Genomic DNA, 15,070 nt, shown 5'->3' with positions numbered 1-15,070 from the left:
CGCATGAAGATCCTGCACACCTCCGACTGGCACGTCGGCAAGGTCCTCAAGGGGCAGTCCCGGGCCGAGGAGCACAAGCAGGTGCTCGCCGGGGTGATCGAGATCGCCCACGCCGAACGCCCCGACCTGGTCATCGTCGCCGGTGACCTCTACGACACGGCCGCCCCCGGCCCGGAGGCGACCCGGCTGGTCACCCGGGCGTTGACCGCGCTGCGGCGGACCGGGGCCGACGTGGTGGCGATCGGCGGCAACCACGACAACGGCAACGCCCTCGACGCGCTGCGCCCCTGGGCGGAGGCGGCCGGCATCACCCTGCGCGGCGGGGTCCGGGACAACCCGGCCGAACACGTCGTCGACGGGGTCACCGCCGCGGGCGAACGCTGGCAGCTCGCCGCGCTGCCCTTCCTGTCCCAGCGGTACGCCGTCCGCGCGGTGGAGATGTACGAGCTGACCGCCGCCGAGGCCACCCAGACCTACGCCGACCACCTCGGCCGGGTGCTGGAGAAGCTGACCGAGGGGTTCACCGAGCCGGACCGGGTGCACCTGGTCACCGCCCACCTCACCGTCGTCGGGGCGAGCACCGGCGGCGGCGAACGCGACGCGCACACCGTCCTCGGGTACGCGGTGCCCGCGTCGGTCTTCCCCGGCACCGCGCACTACGTGGCGCTGGGGCACCTGCACCGCTCGCAGCGGGTGATCGGGCCGTGCCCGATCCGCTACAGCGGCAGCCCGATCGCCGTCGACTTCGGCGAGCAGGAGAACGTCTGCTCGGTGACGCTGGTCGAGGTGGGCGCGACCTCGGCCGCCCGGATCCGGGAGGTGCCGGTGGCGGCGGCGGTGCCGCTGCGCACGGTCCGCGGCACGCTCGCCCAGTTGGCCGCCGCGGACCCGCCGGAGGGCTGGCTGCGGGTGTTCGTCCGGGAACAGCCCCGGGCCGGACTGCGGGAGGAGGTGCAGGAGCTGTTCCCCCGCGCGCTGGAGATCCGGATCGACCCCGAGCTGCTGCCCACGCCGGGCAGCGGCACCCGGGTCGCCCAGCGGGCCGGCCGCTCGCCCCGGGAGTTGTTCGCCGACTACCTGGGCAGCCGGGGCCACGAGGACGACGGGGTCCGGGACCTCTTCGACGAGCTGCTGGAGGAGGTGGAGCGCTGATGCGACCGATGCGGCTGGACCTGGCCGGCTTCACCGTCTTCCGCGACGAGACCACCGTCGACTTCACCGACGCCGACTTCTTCGCCCTGGTCGGGCCGACCGGCTCGGGCAAATCGACGGTGCTGGACGCGATCTGCTTCGTCCTCTACGGTGCGGTGCCCCGCTGGGGTGGGGCGCGGGGGCTGGCCAACGCGCTCGCCCCGTCGGCGGTGGAGGCCCGGGTCCGGCTGGTCTTCGAGTCGGCCGGCGACCGGTACGTGGCGACCCGGGTGGTCCGCCGCGACGGCCGGGGCGCGGTCAAGACCGCCAACGCCGGGCTGCAACTGATGCCGCCCGGGTTCGACGTGACCAAGCTCGACACCGGGCTCAGCCCGGAGGACCTGGGCGAGGTGCTGGCCGGCACCCCGGCCGAGATGGAACCGGCCGTGCTGGACGCGGTCGGGCTGCCGTACGAGCAGTTCACCTCCTGCGTGGTGCTGCCGCAGGGGCAGTTCGCCGACTTCCTGCACGCCAAGCCGGCCACCCGGCAGCAGATCCTGGTCAACCTGCTCGGCCTCGGCGTCTACGAGAACGTGCAGAAGCGGGCCACCGAACGGGCCGGGCAGGCCGAGGCGAAGCTGGAGGCGGTCGCCCGGATGCTCGCCGGGTTGACCGACGTCGACGACGAGACGTTGGCCGCCGCGTCCGACCGGGTCGACCGGGTGCGGGAGCTGGCGGCGGCGGTCGCGGCGGCCGTACCGGAGCGGGAGCGGGCCCGGGCGGCGGCGCGTGAGGCGACGGCGGCGCTGGCCGCGCTCGACGCCGACCTGGCCGGGCTGGCCGGGGTGCGGGCCCCGACCGGGGTGACCGAGGTGGCCCGCGCGGTGAGCACGGCGCGGGAGGCGGTCGACGCGGCGACCCGCACCGTGGCGTTGGCCGAGGAGCAGGAGGAGAAGCTACGCGGCGAGCTGGCCGGCGCGGGCGACGAGAGCGCGCTGCGGCTGCTGCTGCGGGCGCACGCCGACGCGGAACGGCTGACCGGCGAGGCGGACACGCTCCGGGCGGCTCTCGACGCGGCGCAGGCCAGGCACGACGCGGCGACGACGGCGCTCGGCGCGGCCCGGGAGGCGGCGGCGCGGGCCGAGGCCGGACTGGAGGCGGCGTTCCGGGCGCACGAGGAGGCCAAGACCGTCGACCAGGCGGTCGCGTTGCGGGCGCACCTGGTCGACGGCGGGACCTGTCCGGTCTGCGAGCAGCCGGTTGACCGGGTGCCGGCGGTGCCGGCCGGTTCGGCGGTGGCCGCGGCCACCGCAGCCGGCAAGGCGGCGCGGGCGGCCAGCAAGGCCGCGCTGGCGCTGGTGGAGGAGCGGGACGCGGCGGCCCGGGAGCAGGAACGGGCGCTGGTGCGGCTGCGGGCCCAACACGACCAGCTGCACGGCCGGCTGACCGAGCTGGCCGGGCAGCTCGCCGGGGCGGCCACCCCGGCGTCGTTGCGCGACCAGCTCGCCGAGCACGCCCGGCTGCGGCAGGCCCTGGACGAGGCGGCGGTGGCGGTACGCACCGGCCGCGACGCCGCCCGCCGGGCCCGGGGCGCGGCGGACACCGCCGAGGAGCGGCTGCGGGCCGCCTGGCGGGACTTCGACACGACCCGCGACGGGCTGGCCCGGTTCGGCCCGCCGGCCACCGACCGGGACGACGTGGCCGCCGCCTGGACGACCCTCGTGCAGTGGGCCGGCGCGCAGGCCCGGCAGCGACGGGTCGACCGGGACGGGCTGGTCGCCGCGGTGACCGAGGCGCAGTCGGCCGCCGAGGCGGTGGAGGACCGCATCGGTGGCCTGCTCACCGCCGCCGGGCTGCCCCCCGCCGACGACCCGGCGCAGGCGGTGGCGGTGGCCGCCGAGCGGGCCGGGGCCGACCTGCGGCGGATCACCGAACGCCGGGCGCAGGCCGTCGAGCTGCGGGAACAACGCGCCGAGCACGAACGGCAGGCGCGTACGGCGCGGGCGCTGGCCGGGCACCTGCGGGCCAACAACTTCGAGCGGTGGCTGCTGGCCGAGGCGCTGGACCTGCTGGTCGACGGGGCCTCCCGGATCCTGCGGGAGCTGTCCCAGGGGCAGTACGACCTGGTCCACGACAAGGGCGAGTTCTTCGTGGTCGACCACCACGACGCGGGACTGCGCCGGGGGGTGCGGACGCTGTCCGGCGGGGAGACGTTCCAGGCGTCGCTGGCCCTGGCGCTGGCGCTGTCCGAGCAGCTCGCCGGGATGTCCACCACGGCGGCCAGCCTGGAGTCGATCGTGTTGGACGAGGGGTTCGGCACCCTCGACGCGGCCACCCTGGACATCGTCGCCGCCACGCTGGAGAGTCTGGCCGCCCGGGGCGACCGGATGGTCGGCGTGGTCACCCACGTGCCGGCACTGGCCGAGCGCATCCCGGTGCGTTTCGAGGTCCGCAAGGACGCCCGCACGGCCCACGTCGAACGGACCGGCCGGTGAGCGCGAGGAGTGCAGCGCAGCGGAGCCCCGCAGCCGCGAACGAAAGGCGAGCACCGTGAGCGCGAGGAGTGCAGCGCAGCGGAGCCCCGCAGTCGCGAACGAAAGGCGGGTCCCGTGAGTGGGGCGTCGGTTCGTGGGGCGGTGACGTGACCGGGCCGCAGCTGTTCGTGGACGCCTGGGACCCGTCCTACGGGGCGTCGTTCGAGGCGACCCCGGGCGGGCCGGTCGCGCCGAGCAGCACCCAGGTCGACACCGACGTGGAGCTGCCGGCGGTGGACTGGCGGGCGATCGGCCCCCGCTCCGGGGTGGCCGCCCCGGACGTGGTGCTGCTCGTCGACGGGGTGCGCCGGATCGACGCCAGCGTGTGGACGGCCGAGGAGGACGGTGCCTCGTACCCGGGGATCGCCGCCTCGTACGCGGCCGGGGTGGTCCGTTGCGACCTGGAGCGCGGCGCGGCGGAGCTGGCCGGTGCGCGGGTGGGGCGGGGGCTGTTCACGGCGAGCCCGTCGGCGCAGGAGGTGACCTGCGGGCAGGTGCGTTACCCGGTGCACCGGGTCGGCGGCACCGGTGAGCTGAGCAAGCTGCCGGCGGCGGTGCAGGCCCCGCTGACCGCCCTGGAGGTTGCCGTGTCCGACGCGGCCCGCACCGACGGGGACCTGCTGGTGGTGGACGGCCCGCTGCGGGCACGCCGGCAGTTGCCGCGCACCCTGGGCTACATCAAGACGCAGCACAGCCAGTATCTCGACGCCCGGCTCACCGCCGTGGTCACCGGGCTGGGCTCCGGCCAGCGGTCCCCGGTGTTCCGGCTGGGCACCGCCTGGGGCGGCTGGTCGTGGTACCTGCGGCTGCCGGTGGCGGTGGGTGCGCCGTGGGCGGGGATCGTCCGGTTGGAGTGCTCGCCGGACCTCGAACCGCAGGACGCGGTCGCGCTGGCCGACCTGTCGTTGGTCACCCTGCCCCGGTTCGCCTCCTCGCCGTACAAGGACCCGCGCGCGCCGCAGAACCTGGTGCCGATCGCCGGGTTGGAGCGGCGGCTGCGCGGGATGCTGGGCGACGCGCGGCTGCTGCACCGGGCGTTGACCATGGCCAGCCGTAGCGGCGGGACCCGCTGATGGCCAGCCGTAGCGGCGGGACCCGCTGATGGGCCGCCGTCGGGGTGACGACCGGATCGTCGTGGACGTGGCCACCGGCCGGGCGGAGCTGGTGCCGGACCCGGACCGGCCGCGCTCGTGGACGCTGCTGCTCGACGACGCGCCGCAGTCGCATGTGGACCTGGCCGACCCGACGCACCTGGAGTTCGAGTACGTCAGGCGGCTCGGCGCGGCGCTGGACCTGATCGCCCCGCCGGGTGCCCCGCTGCGGGTGCTGCACCTGGGCGGCGGCGCGTTGACCCTGCCCCGGTACGTCCAGGCGACCCGCCCCGGGTCGACGCAGCGGGTCGCCGAGGTGGACGGCGCGCTGGTGGAGCTGGTCCGGCGGGAGCTGCCCTGGCCGACCGACCCGAGGCTGAAGGTCCGCGTCGCCGACGCCCGCGCCACCCTGGAGTCCAGCCGCGACGCGTCGTACGACGTGGTGGTCGCCGACGTCTTCGCCGGTGCGCGCACCCCGGCCCACCTGACCAGCGCGGAGTACGCCGCACAGGTGGCCCGGGTGCTCGCGCCGGCCGGCTGGTACCTGGCCAACCTGGCCGACGGGCCGCCGTTGCGGCACACCCGTGCCCAGGTGGCCACGGTCCGTCAGGTGCTGCCCCGGGCCGCCCTGGTCGGCGACGCCGCGGTGCTGCGCGGGCGGCGGCACGGCAACCTGGTGCTGGTGGCCGGGCGGGTCGAGCCGCCGGTGCCGGAGCTGACCCGGCGCGCGGCCGGGGACTGGTTCCCGGGGCGGGTGCTGGCCGGTGCCGAGCTGGACCGGTTCGTCGCCGGTGCCGCCGTGGTCACCGACGCGGACGCCACCGACTCGCTGCCGCCGCCGCCCGGAATTTTTTCGGTCCGCCGTTGATCCGCTGGGAAGAGCGGTCCGTATCAACGGTCGGCGCCCTCCCCGTGGGCCCGCTGATGTCGGTGGACAGCAGGAGGTCTGGATGAGTGCGGTCGCGGCCGGCTTGCACGGTGAACTGGCCAGGCCAGGGTGGATGTTCGCCCGGGCTCAGCCGCAGTCGCGTGCGTCGAGGTCCAGCCGGGGGGTCGACGCCGGTCCCACCGATCGCCAGAATGGCCCGGTGACCCCGCGATCGACGCCCGGGCGGCACCAGGCCCCGGCGACGACGCCCGAGGCGAGCCACTCCGACCAGCTGGTCCGGCTGCTCTACGCCGAGCACGCCGGCCCGCTGCTGATGTTCGTGATGCGGTTGACCGGTGGTGACCGGCAACGCGCCGAGGACATCGTGCAGGAGACGCTGCTGCGGGCCTGGCGCAACGCGCACCGGCTGGGCGTGCAGGGGCAGGGTTCACTACGGCCCTGGCTGGTCACGGTGGCCCGGCGGATCGCCATCGACGAGCACCGCAGCGAGCAGGCCCGCCCACCCGAGACGTACGACCGGGATCTGACGGCGTTCGCCGAGGCGGACAGCACCGACCGGGTGCTGCGCACCATGACGGTGGCGGATGCACTGCGTACGCTGAGTCAGTCGCACCGGGAGATCCTGGTGGCGACGTACTTCCGCGGGCGGACGGTGCCGGAGGCGGCCGAGGAGTTGGGCCTGCCGCTGGGTACCGCCAAGTCGCGGGTCTACTACGCGCTGCGCGCGCTGCGCACGGCCCTACAGGAGAGGGGGGTGACGGAATGAGCCGGGCAGACCATATGGATGTCGCCGCGTACGCGCTCGGCGTCCTGGACGTGCAGGACACCGAACGGTTCGAGGAACACCTCGCCACCTGCTGGGCCTGCGCCGCCGAGTTGGAGACGATGGTCCCGGTGGTGGGGCTGCTCTCCGACATCGACGGCGAGACGATGATGGCGATGGAGCAGACCGCGACGGATCCACGGCTGCTGGACCGTACCCTGTCGGCGGTCCGGACCCACCGGCGCAAGGCGCGGTTCCGGCAGGTGCTGACGATGGCCGCCGCGGTGGTGGCGGTCGGCGCGCTCAGCGGCATCGGGGTCGCCACCTTCGGCGGTACGGTCGGCGGTGGCAACGCGGTGGTCGCCGAGCCGAGCCGGTCCACGCCGGTGGACGGTCCGGCGAGCCCGCAGCCGACCCGGTCGGGGCCGGCGGTGGGTGGCACCGAGATCGAGGGTGACCAGTTCGACGCCACCGACGGCAGCACCGGCGTGAAGACCACGATGTGGCTGGACAGCAAGGAGTACGGCACCTGGATCGGGTTCAACCTGACCCGGTTGCCCGGCCCGCGCACCTGCCGGCTGGTGGTGGTCCGCAAGAACGACACCACCGAGGTGGTCTCCACCTGGGCGGTGCCGGGGACGGGTTACGGCACCACGGCCAACCCGCAGGATCTCCAGTTGGAGGCGTCCACCTCGGCGCCGCGCGGCGAGATCGCGAAGTTGCAGGTGCAGTCGGTGGACGCCAACGGCGTGGCGAGCCCGCTGGTCACCGTCGTGCCCTGAGACACCTTCCGTCGGAAACGGCGTCGGCCCGCTGCGGGCCGACGCCGTTTCGGCTTTCCGGGCGCAGGGGTGCCTCTGCTCGCGCACACGTACGACCGGCCGGAACGGTTCAACGATGGCGATGTGAAATGGCCCACTGTCGATCGTTCAACCTTGACAGTGGACGCTCCGTACTACTCGGTGAACCGCCAAGAATGAGGAGGGCACGTGGCAAAGATCAAGCGGACGACCGTCATCGTCGCGAGCGCGGTGGTCGCACTTACGGCCTGCGCGCCCGCAGGCTACGACGGAGCGAACTCCAGCGTCGCCGAGCCGGTCGCCGTCGCCGCGGCCGAACCCACCGCGTCGGTCGAGCCGGACACCTCGGCCTCTCCCGGCCCCTCCGGCGCCCCCGCCGCCGACCAGGCGCCGCCGCCGGCCAACGTCCAGCTGACCGACGAACTCGTCGGCAAGAAGATCGCCCGGATGGGCCGGGTCGTGGTGGACCAGGAGGGCTTCATCCTCTACCGCTTCGACAAGGACTCCGACGACCCGCCGTCGTCGAACTGCGTCGACAAGTGCGCGCAGGTCTGGCCGCCCGCGCTGACCGACGGCAACCCGCAGCTGCAGGGCGTCTCCGACGACAAGGTCGGCACCGTCACCCGCCAGGACGGCACCCGTCAGATCACCATCGGCGGCTGGCCGGTCTACCGCTACATCGGTGACAAGAAGCCGGGCCAGTGGAAGGGCCAGGGCGTCGGCGGCACCTGGTTCGTGGTCGACCCGAACGGCAAGAAGAACCTGACCTGCCTGCCGACCGGCACCCCGAAGGCGGTCGCCCCGCCGGCGGCCGGCGACTCGGGCGGCTCGAACAGCGGCGGGGACTACACCTACTGATCCTGCGTCAGCCGGGACACGGTGGCCGGTCGCAGCCGGGGAGGGCGCGACCGGCCACCGTCACGGATCAGGACCGTCGACGAACCGGCAGCGTCGGACGGTCCGGGCCGCGACGCCGGCCCCCTGGTCGGGCCGGTGTCGCGGTACCCACCCGCCGGTCCCTCCCCCACCAGACCCCCGGAACGGGCCAGGGCGGTGGACGCGCCACACGCCAGCGGGCGCGCGCCACCGAAGGTCCCCCCAACCCCGCACCCACGGCCGCTCGGGCGGCCGGTCCGCTCCGGGATGGAGACACCGCCGACGCGCAGGGCGTCGGCGGTGTCGTCCATTTCCGCCCCGGTCACCCTCCCCGGCGGTACGGGGCGGGGCCGTCCGTCCCCCGCGACCATGGCACAGTGGCGGGGTGACCTGGGACGAGCCGGCAGCACGCCGGGTGCTGCGACCGCCGGCCGACTACCGGCTGACCGCCTCGGTCCGGGCCCTCACCTTCAGCCCGTACGACCCGTGTGCGCGGATCGTCGCCGGCACGTTCTGGTGGGCCACCCGCACCCCGGCCGGTCCGGCCACCCTGACCCTGCGCCCGGAGGCGGGCGAGCTGCTGGCCGAGGGGCACGGGCCGGGCGCGGACTGGGTGGTCGACCGGGCCGACGCCGTCGCCGGCCTGCGTGACGACCTGACCGGGTTCGCCGAGGTGGCCGCCGCCCACCCGCTGGTGGCCGAGCTGGCCGCCCGGCACCGGGGGCTGCGGATGCCCGCCACCGGGCAGGTCTTCCCCCGGGTGCTGCGCGCCGTCTTCGAACAGAAGGTCACCGGCACGGAGGCGTACCGGGCGTACGCGGCGACCGTGCGGCACTTCGCCGAGCCCGCGCCGGGGCCGTTCCAGCCGCTGCTGCTGCCGCCCGACGCGGCGAGGGTGGCGGCGGCCCCGTACTGGGTGTTCCACCCGTTCGGCGTGGAGCAGCGCCGGGCCGAGACGCTGCGCCGGGCCGCCGCCCTGGCCGACCGGCTGGAACGCTGCGTCGACAGCGCCGAGGCGACCCGGCGGCTCACCGCCGTCCCCGGCATCGGCCCGTGGACCGCCGCCGAGGTGGTCCGGGTCGCCTACGGCGATGCGGACGCGGTGAGCGTCGGCGACTACCACGTGCCGAACACGGTGGCCTGGGCGCTGGCCGGTGAGGCGCGCGGCGACGACGCCCGGATGCTCGACCTGCTCGCCCCGTTCCGCGGCCACCGGGGGCGGGTCTGCCTGCTGCTGGCCGCCGCCGGTATCCAGGCACCCCGGTTCGGCCCCCGGATGCCGATCCGTTCCTTCGCCCGCTTCTGACGCCCGGGGTGGGGCGGGGGCTGTGTCGCCGAGATTGCGGTATCGCAGCGGGCGGATGCCGCTGTTTCGGCCCCGTCGCGTTGGCCACGGGCCCGGCGACCGGAGCGGCCGCGCCGGGTGGGGCCGGTCAGCGGACGAGGCGGCGCAGGGTGTGGGCCAGCCAGCGGGCGTACCCGTGCTGGACGGCGCGACCGGCGGGCCCGGCGGCGGTCATGAACCAACGGTCCGGCCGGCTGAACGCGGTGACCTCGAAGCTGACCGCGCCGTCGGCGTCACGGCGGACCAGGAACGCCTCCTCCCCGCGTTCCGGATGGCCGGGCAGCGTGCCGTAGCCGAAGCCGGCCTCCCGCTCGTCGTCGACCACCCAGACCACCTCGCACGGCCCCCACACCCGCAGCGGACCCACCCCGAGTCCCGGGGTGACCCGGACACCGGGTGCGGCCCGCACCGCGTCGGTGCGCATCCGCACCCCGGCCGCCCGGTGCAGCCGCCAGCTCAACACGGCCTCGGCGGCGACCGGGAAGCCGCCGGGCGGCAGCGCGCACCGGTGCCGCAGGTGGTGGTAGCCCGCCGGCAGCACCCCGCCCCGGGTCGCCCCCACCTCGGGATACGTCAACTCGGTCACCGCGCCTCCCCAGGGTCACCGTCAGCCTAGGGCCGGTGCCGTCGACCGGCGACCCGGGCGGTGGTGCGGGCGCGGCGGGTGGCGGTCGGCCGGTGCCGTCCCGCGCGGTGGTGGGCAGGGACACCGACGGGTCGCACGTACCCCGGCCGGGGCTCAGCCGGCTTCGCAGCGCCGCCGCAGGCCGTCGGCCTCCAGCCGCAGGTAGCGGCGCACCAGCCGGCCGCCCAGCCAACCGACGGGCCCGGCGAGCGGGCCGGTGAGTTCCAGGGCCAGCTCCACCCGGACCCGGCCGTCGGGCAGCGCGACGATCCGGTGCTCGCCCCGGCTGCGTACCCCCGGGGTGGTCGATTCCCAGACGAAGCAGCGGGGCGGGTCGATCTCGGTGACCCGCCAGGACGTCGGGCGGAGCCGGGGCTGTTCCAGCCGGGCGGTGGACCCGAGGACCAGCGGCCCGGCCTCGCCCCGGCGGGCGGTCCGGACCGAGGCGGTCCACTGCGGCCACCGTTCGATGTCGGTCTGCACCGCCCACACCGTGTCGATGTCCGCGTCGATCTCGGTCGCCGTCTCGAACCGCATGCCGCCTCCGTGGTCGCACCGCCGGCACCCGCGTGCCGCCCGGTTCCCCGACGAGCGTGCCGCAGCGATCGTGACCGGGCCACCCTCCGGTCGCCCTCCCGACGATGCGCGGCACCCGCACCGCGACCCGGCCTCCGGCCGGACACGGGGTCGGGCACGGACTAGCCGGACTCGCGACCTCGGCCGGACTCGCGACTCGACCGGACTCGCGACTCGACCGGACTCGCGACCTCGGCCGGTTTCGGGGCTCAGCCGGCCTCGCGCAGGTCGGCCAGGTCGAGCGGGGTGTGCCGGTGGAGCAGGTCGGTCAGCTCGGCGACCGTGCCCACCTCGCCGAGCACGTTCTTGCCGCCGCCGAACCGGTCCGGGTAGCGGTGCACCAGCCGGTAGCGGTGCCGGCCCCGGACCAGCTCGACGGTGACCCGCCAGCGCCCACAGCAACCACACCGCCACTCCACCCGGCGAGGCTAGCTCCGGGCAGGGCGGACGCGATCCGTATCCGCAGGTACGGACGGTACGGGCGGGGACACGCCGGACCGGCACCGACGGTGATCTGCCTCACCACTGTCGGTGCCGTCTGGTTGACTGTCGCCGTGGACCTGCCGATCAACCCCCCGGTCGAGCCGATGCTGGCCAAGAGCGTGGCCCGCCTGCCCACCGATCCCGGCCTGACCTACGAGCCCAAGTGGGACGGCTTCCGCTGCATCGCCTTCCGCGACGGCGACGAGGTCGAGCTGGCCAGCCGAGGCGGCAAGTCGATGACCCGTTACTTTCCCGAGGTGGTGGCGCAGGTCCGGGCGCAGTTGCCCACCCGGTGCGCGGTCGACGGCGAGCTGATCGTGATCCGGCGCGACGGTCCGGGCGGTCAGCCCCGGCTCGATTTCGAGCAGCTCGCCCAGCGGATCCATCCGGCCGCCTCCCGGGTGGCCATGCTCGCCGAGACGACCCCGGCCGACTTCGTCGCCTTCGACCTGCTCGCCCTCGACGACGAGCTGCTGGTCGACGAGCCCTACCCGGCCCGACGGGAACGCCTGGAGCGGGCGCTGGCCGGGGTCCGGCCGCCGGTGCACGTCACCCAGGTCACCACCGACCCGGAGACCGCCCGGCGCTGGTTCGAGGTGTTCGAGGGCGCCGGCCTCGACGGGTTGATCGTCAAGCCGGCCGACCTGCCCTACCAGCCCGGCAAGCGGCTGATGGCCAAGGTCAAGCACGCCCGGACCGCCGACGTGGTGGTGGCCGGGTTCCGCTGGCACAAGTCGGGCCCGGTGGTCGGCTCGCTGCTGCTCGGCCTCTACGACGACGGCGGGGTGCTGCACCACGTCGGGGTGAGCGCGTCGTTCACCATGGCCCGCCGGCAGGAGCTGCTCGACGAGCTGGCCCCCTACCGGGAGGGTGTCGACGCCCACCCGTGGGTGCACGGCGACCACGAGCGCGGCCAACGGATCCCGGGCGGGGTCAGCCGGTGGACGGGCGGCAAGAACCTCGACTGGGTGCCGCTGCGGCCCGAGCTGGTGATGGAGGTCGGCTACGACGCGATGGAGGGCGACCGGTTCCGGCACACCGCCCGGTTCGTCCGCTGGCGGCCGGACCGCGATCCCCGGTCCTGCCGCTACGACCAGCTCGACCGTCCGGTGCGCTTCGACGTCGACCAGGTGCTCCGGGGCGATCCGACGGCGACCGTGCCGCCGGCCGCCGACACCCCGGCGTAGCCTGACTGCTACCCGATCATGGAGGTCCGCCGGTGACCAGCACCGCCCGCCGCAACCGCCGGTTCCGGCTCGCCCTGGCCGGCTTCGTCGCGGGCGCGCTGCTCGTCACCGGGTGCACCATGCCGGCGTTCGCCCCGCGCGCCGAGGACTCGTCGGCGGCGGTGACCGGTGCCGGGCCCACCTGGCGGCCCTGCCCCGACGTCGCCCACGACCTCGTGGGCCGGGGCGCCCCGGGCATGCGCTACGAGTGCGCCCGGATCGCCGTGCCACGCAACTGGGGCACCGGCACGGGGGCGACCGCCGGGCCGGGCAGCGGCGAGACCTTCGAGATCGCGCTGCTGCGGGCCCGTTCCACCAAGCAGCGGGACCGGATCGGCTCCCTGGTGATCAACCCGGGCGGGCCGGGCGGGTCCGGCGTGGACACCGCCGTCTACCTGTCGTTCGGGCCGTCGTTCGGGGGGCTGCCCACGGCGGTGACCGACCGGTTCGACATCGTCGGCTTCGACCCGCGCGGGGTGTCCCGGTCCAGCCCGGTGAAGTGCATCTCCGACGCCGACCTCGACGCCAGCTTCGGCTACGACCCCGATCCGCGCAGCCAGCAGTCGTTCGACGCCTACCAGGCGCTCAACCGGCGGATCGGCCGGGGCTGCGGCGACCGGTACGGCGACCAGCTCCCGCTCTACGGCACCGAGCAGGCCGCCCGGGACATGGACGCGGTCCGGGCCGCCGTCGGCGACGACAAGCTCACCTACCTCGGCTACTCCTACGGCACCCTGCTCGGCGCGACCTACGCGCAGCTCTACCCGCAGCGGGTCCGGGCGCTGGTGCTCGACGGTGCGGTCGACCCCCGCCAGCAGTTGGTGGCCGGTTCGGAGAGCCAGGCCCGGGGCTTCGAGCGGGCGTTCGACAACTTCGACAGGTGGTGCGCGGCGAACGCCGGGCGCTGCCCGATCGCCCCGGACGCCCGGGGCGCGGTCACCTCGGCGATCGACAAGGCGAAGGTCTCCCCGGTACGCGGTGCCGACGGGCGGGAGGCCACCTCCGGGTGGGTCTTCTACGCGGTGATCTCCTCGCTCTACACCGAGTCGGGTTGGGAGGAGCTGGCCCGGGCGATCGACCGCCTCGACGAGGGTGACCCGACCGACGTGTTCAAGCTCGCCGACTCGTACGCCGGACGGGGCGAGGACGGGCACTACTCCAACCTCTTCGACGCCAACCTGGCGGTGAACTGCGCCGACGAGACCGAGAAGCCCAGCGTCGACCAGATCCGCCAATTGCAGTCCGAGTGGCGGCAGAAGTATCCGCTGTTCGGCCCGGCCCTGGCGGTGGGCATGTTCGGTTGTGTCGAGTGGCCGGGCGGGCGGGACCCGTACCCGACCGGCCGGGCCGACGGCGCGCCGCCGATCGTGGTGGTGGGCACCACCGGTGACCCGGCCACCCCGTACGAGCAGACCGCCCGGCTGGCCGACATGCTGGGGGTCGGGCGGGTGCTCACCTGGGAGGGCGAGGGGCACACCGCCTACCCGCAGACCTCCTGCATCACCGAGGCGGTGGACGCCTACCTGATCTCGCTCACCGTGCCCCGGGAGGGGCTGCGCTGCCCCGCCCGCTGACCGGGGCGACAACCGCCACCGGGCCACGGGACTCCCCACCGGGCGGCTGTCGCCGCACCGGCCGGAGCGGTCCCCGTCGGTGGGTCAGCGGCGGTTGCGGCGTCCGCGTAGCCGTTGCCGGACGAGGGTCGCGTGGTCCGGTGGGGCCGGTGGTGGCGGCGGTTCCGGCAGCACGATGCCCTGCCGGGCGGCCAACTCCTCCAGCAACGCCCGCATCCGCCGCACGTCGTTCTTCAGCTCCTCCTGCTCGACGTGCTCGAACGCGTCGTCGTCGACGATGAGCCGACTGGCGAAGTGTGCGGTGATCAGGGGGATGACCAGCAGCACCATGGTGGAGATCAGCAACGCGGCGAGGGCCCGTCCCGCCCAGGTGGTCGGCGAGATGTCGCCGTACCCGACGGTGGAGGCGGTGACCACCGCCCACCAGACGGCGTCGGCGGCGCTGCGGTGCTCCACCTGGCCGTAGATCACCCCGGCCACCACGATCATCAACAGGTACGACGTGATCAGCGTCCGGGGCGAGTTGGCGAAGTACACCAGGCCCCGGTAGACCCACCGGAACGGCAGCAGCAACAGCTCCATGCCGCACCATGCTGCACCCCGGCCGCCACCGCCGCCCGTCGAGCGTCCGACGACCGACCGCAGGCCGGGCCACCCACCTGCGCCCGGCGACCGGGCGGGGTGCTGTGACAGGCTGCCGGTCATGACCGACGTGACCCTGCGCGAGGCGGTCCGGGCCGACCTGCCCGCCATCCTGGCCCTGCTCGCCGACGACGTGCTCGGCCGCACCCGCGAGCACGCCACGGTGGACGAGGCGTACGAGCGGGCCTTCGCCGACATCACCGCCGACCCGCGCAACCAGCAGGTGGTGGCCGAACGCGACGGCGAGGTCGTCGGCTGCTTCCAGCTCACCTACATCCCGGGGCTGGGCCGGCACGGCGCGCAACGGGCGTTGGTCGAGGCGGTCCGGGTCCGCGCCGACCTGCGCGGGCAGGGGGTGGGCGAGGCGATGATGGCCTGGGCGATCGACCAGGCCCGGCGGCGCGGCTGCGGGCTGGTGCAGCTCACCACCGACAAGTCACGCGCCGACGCGCAGCGGTTCTACCGACGCCTCGGCTTCGTCGCCAGCCACGAGGGCATGAAACTTCCCCTCTGAC

General features: G+C 75.0%; 15 protein-coding genes. 11 read left to right on the top strand and 4 right to left on the bottom strand.

Annotation, left to right across the window (positions count from 1 at the left end; all coding sequences use genetic code 11):
* Nucleotides 1–3: 3 nt before the first annotated feature.
* The 8 genes from ACN261_RS17455 (at nt 4) to ACN261_RS17420 (ending at nt 9,390) form a co-directional block, all read left to right on the top strand.
* Nucleotides 4–1,152: an exonuclease SbcCD subunit D gene (locus ACN261_RS17455; RefSeq protein ID WP_421486423.1), complete on the top strand. Its 1,149-nt coding sequence runs from the start codon at nt 4–6 to the stop codon at nt 1,150–1,152.
* The gene (locus ACN261_RS17450) at nt 1,152–3,626 is read left to right on the top strand and encodes an AAA family ATPase (protein WP_421486422.1); all 2,475 of its coding nucleotides are present in this window, start codon (nt 1,152–1,154) and stop codon (nt 3,624–3,626) included. The genes ACN261_RS17455 and ACN261_RS17450 overlap by 1 nt, the downstream gene beginning before the upstream one ends.
* A gap of 146 nt (nt 3,627–3,772) precedes the next feature.
* A complete protein-coding gene (locus ACN261_RS17445; protein WP_204924024.1) occupies nt 3,773–4,738 on the top strand; it encodes a hypothetical protein in 966 nt (321 codons plus the stop codon).
* A 28-nt stretch (nt 4,739–4,766) separates the two neighbouring features.
* Nucleotides 4,767–5,624: a spermidine synthase gene (locus ACN261_RS17440; RefSeq protein ID WP_421486420.1), complete on the top strand. Its 858-nt coding sequence runs from the start codon at nt 4,767–4,769 to the stop codon at nt 5,622–5,624.
* Nucleotides 5,625–5,706: 82 nt separating this feature from the next.
* Nucleotides 5,707–6,411: a sigma-70 family RNA polymerase sigma factor gene (locus ACN261_RS17435; RefSeq protein ID WP_088645463.1), complete on the top strand. Its 705-nt coding sequence runs from the start codon at nt 5,707–5,709 to the stop codon at nt 6,409–6,411.
* A complete protein-coding gene (locus ACN261_RS17430) occupies nt 6,408–7,190 on the top strand; it encodes an anti-sigma factor family protein (protein WP_421486419.1) in 783 nt (260 codons plus the stop codon). Before ACN261_RS17435 ends, ACN261_RS17430 begins: the two co-directional genes overlap by 4 nt.
* A 207-nt stretch (nt 7,191–7,397) precedes the next feature.
* Nucleotides 7,398–8,066 carry a COG4315 family predicted lipoprotein gene (locus ACN261_RS17425; protein ID WP_363656353.1) on the top strand — a complete coding sequence of 223 codons (669 nt, stop codon included), beginning with the start codon at nt 7,398–7,400 and terminating at the stop codon, nt 8,064–8,066.
* A 403-nt stretch (nt 8,067–8,469) separates the two neighbouring features.
* Nucleotides 8,470–9,390, top strand: coding sequence for a DNA-3-methyladenine glycosylase family protein (locus ACN261_RS17420; RefSeq protein WP_425851066.1), 921 nt, complete (start codon nt 8,470–8,472; stop codon nt 9,388–9,390).
* A gap of 127 nt (nt 9,391–9,517) precedes the next feature.
* Here the strand turns inward: ACN261_RS17420 and ACN261_RS17415 are convergent, their stop codons facing one another.
* From ACN261_RS17415 to ACN261_RS17405, 3 genes are all read right to left on the bottom strand, one after another.
* The gene (locus tag ACN261_RS17415) at nt 9,518–10,015 is read right to left on the bottom strand and encodes a DUF1990 family protein (RefSeq protein WP_421486415.1); all 498 of its coding nucleotides are present in this window, start codon (nt 10,013–10,015) and stop codon (nt 9,518–9,520) included.
* Between the two features lie 153 nt (nt 10,016–10,168).
* The gene (locus tag ACN261_RS17410) at nt 10,169–10,591 is read right to left on the bottom strand and encodes an SRPBCC family protein (protein ID WP_425851064.1); all 423 of its coding nucleotides are present in this window, start codon (nt 10,589–10,591) and stop codon (nt 10,169–10,171) included.
* A gap of 248 nt (nt 10,592–10,839) precedes the next feature.
* Complete coding sequence (locus ACN261_RS17405) at nt 10,840–11,049, bottom strand: hypothetical protein (protein WP_204924018.1); 210 nt, start codon at nt 11,047–11,049, stop codon at nt 10,840–10,842.
* A 135-nt stretch (nt 11,050–11,184) separates the two neighbouring features.
* Between ACN261_RS17405 and ACN261_RS17400 the strand changes: the two genes are divergently transcribed.
* Both ACN261_RS17400 and ACN261_RS17395 read left to right on the top strand, forming a co-directional pair.
* Entirely contained in the window at nt 11,185–12,300 is a 1,116-nt protein-coding gene (locus tag ACN261_RS17400; protein WP_425851062.1) for an ATP-dependent DNA ligase, read from the top strand.
* A 32-nt stretch (nt 12,301–12,332) separates the two neighbouring features.
* Complete coding sequence (locus ACN261_RS17395; RefSeq protein ID WP_425851060.1) at nt 12,333–13,913, top strand: alpha/beta hydrolase; 1,581 nt, start codon at nt 12,333–12,335, stop codon at nt 13,911–13,913.
* 84 nt (nt 13,914–13,997) lie between these two features.
* Here ACN261_RS17395 and ACN261_RS17390 read toward each other — a convergent pair whose 3' ends face one another.
* The gene (locus ACN261_RS17390) at nt 13,998–14,495 is read right to left on the bottom strand and encodes a potassium channel family protein (RefSeq protein WP_357928182.1); all 498 of its coding nucleotides are present in this window, start codon (nt 14,493–14,495) and stop codon (nt 13,998–14,000) included.
* A 121-nt stretch (nt 14,496–14,616) separates the two neighbouring features.
* Between ACN261_RS17390 and ACN261_RS17385 the strand changes: the two genes are divergently transcribed.
* Entirely contained in the window at nt 14,617–15,069 is a 453-nt protein-coding gene (locus tag ACN261_RS17385; RefSeq protein WP_421486410.1) for a GNAT family N-acetyltransferase, read from the top strand.
* Nucleotide 15,070: the final 1 nt, after the last annotated feature.

The organism is Micromonospora sp. WMMD723 (genome assembly GCF_049863385.1).
GTDB lineage: Bacteria > Actinomycetota > Actinomycetes > Mycobacteriales > Micromonosporaceae > Micromonospora > Micromonospora wenchangensis.
This window is presented reverse-complemented; position numbering and strand designations above follow the sequence as displayed.

What these genes read in the sequence shown, in the direction of transcription:
- ACN261_RS17455 (WP_421486423.1), top strand. Translation starts at nt 4, where the DNA reads ATGAAGATCCTGCACACCTCCGACTGGCACGTCGGCAAGGTCCTCAAG.
- ACN261_RS17450 (WP_421486422.1), top strand. Translation starts at nt 1,152, where the DNA reads ATGCGACCGATGCGGCTGGACCTGGCCGGCTTCACCGTCTTCCGCGAC.
- ACN261_RS17440 (WP_421486420.1), top strand. Translation starts at nt 4,767, where the DNA reads ATGGGCCGCCGTCGGGGTGACGACCGGATCGTCGTGGACGTGGCCACC.
- ACN261_RS17435 (WP_088645463.1), top strand. Translation starts at nt 5,707, where the DNA reads ATGAGTGCGGTCGCGGCCGGCTTGCACGGTGAACTGGCCAGGCCAGGG.
- ACN261_RS17430 (WP_421486419.1), top strand. Translation starts at nt 6,408, where the DNA reads ATGAGCCGGGCAGACCATATGGATGTCGCCGCGTACGCGCTCGGCGTC.
- ACN261_RS17410 (WP_425851064.1), bottom strand. Translation starts at nt 10,591, where the DNA reads ATGCGGTTCGAGACGGCGACCGAGATCGACGCGGACATCGACACGGTG.
- ACN261_RS17390 (WP_357928182.1), bottom strand. Translation starts at nt 14,495, where the DNA reads ATGGAGCTGTTGCTGCTGCCGTTCCGGTGGGTCTACCGGGGCCTGGTG.
- ACN261_RS17385 (WP_421486410.1), top strand. Translation starts at nt 14,617, where the DNA reads ATGACCGACGTGACCCTGCGCGAGGCGGTCCGGGCCGACCTGCCCGCC.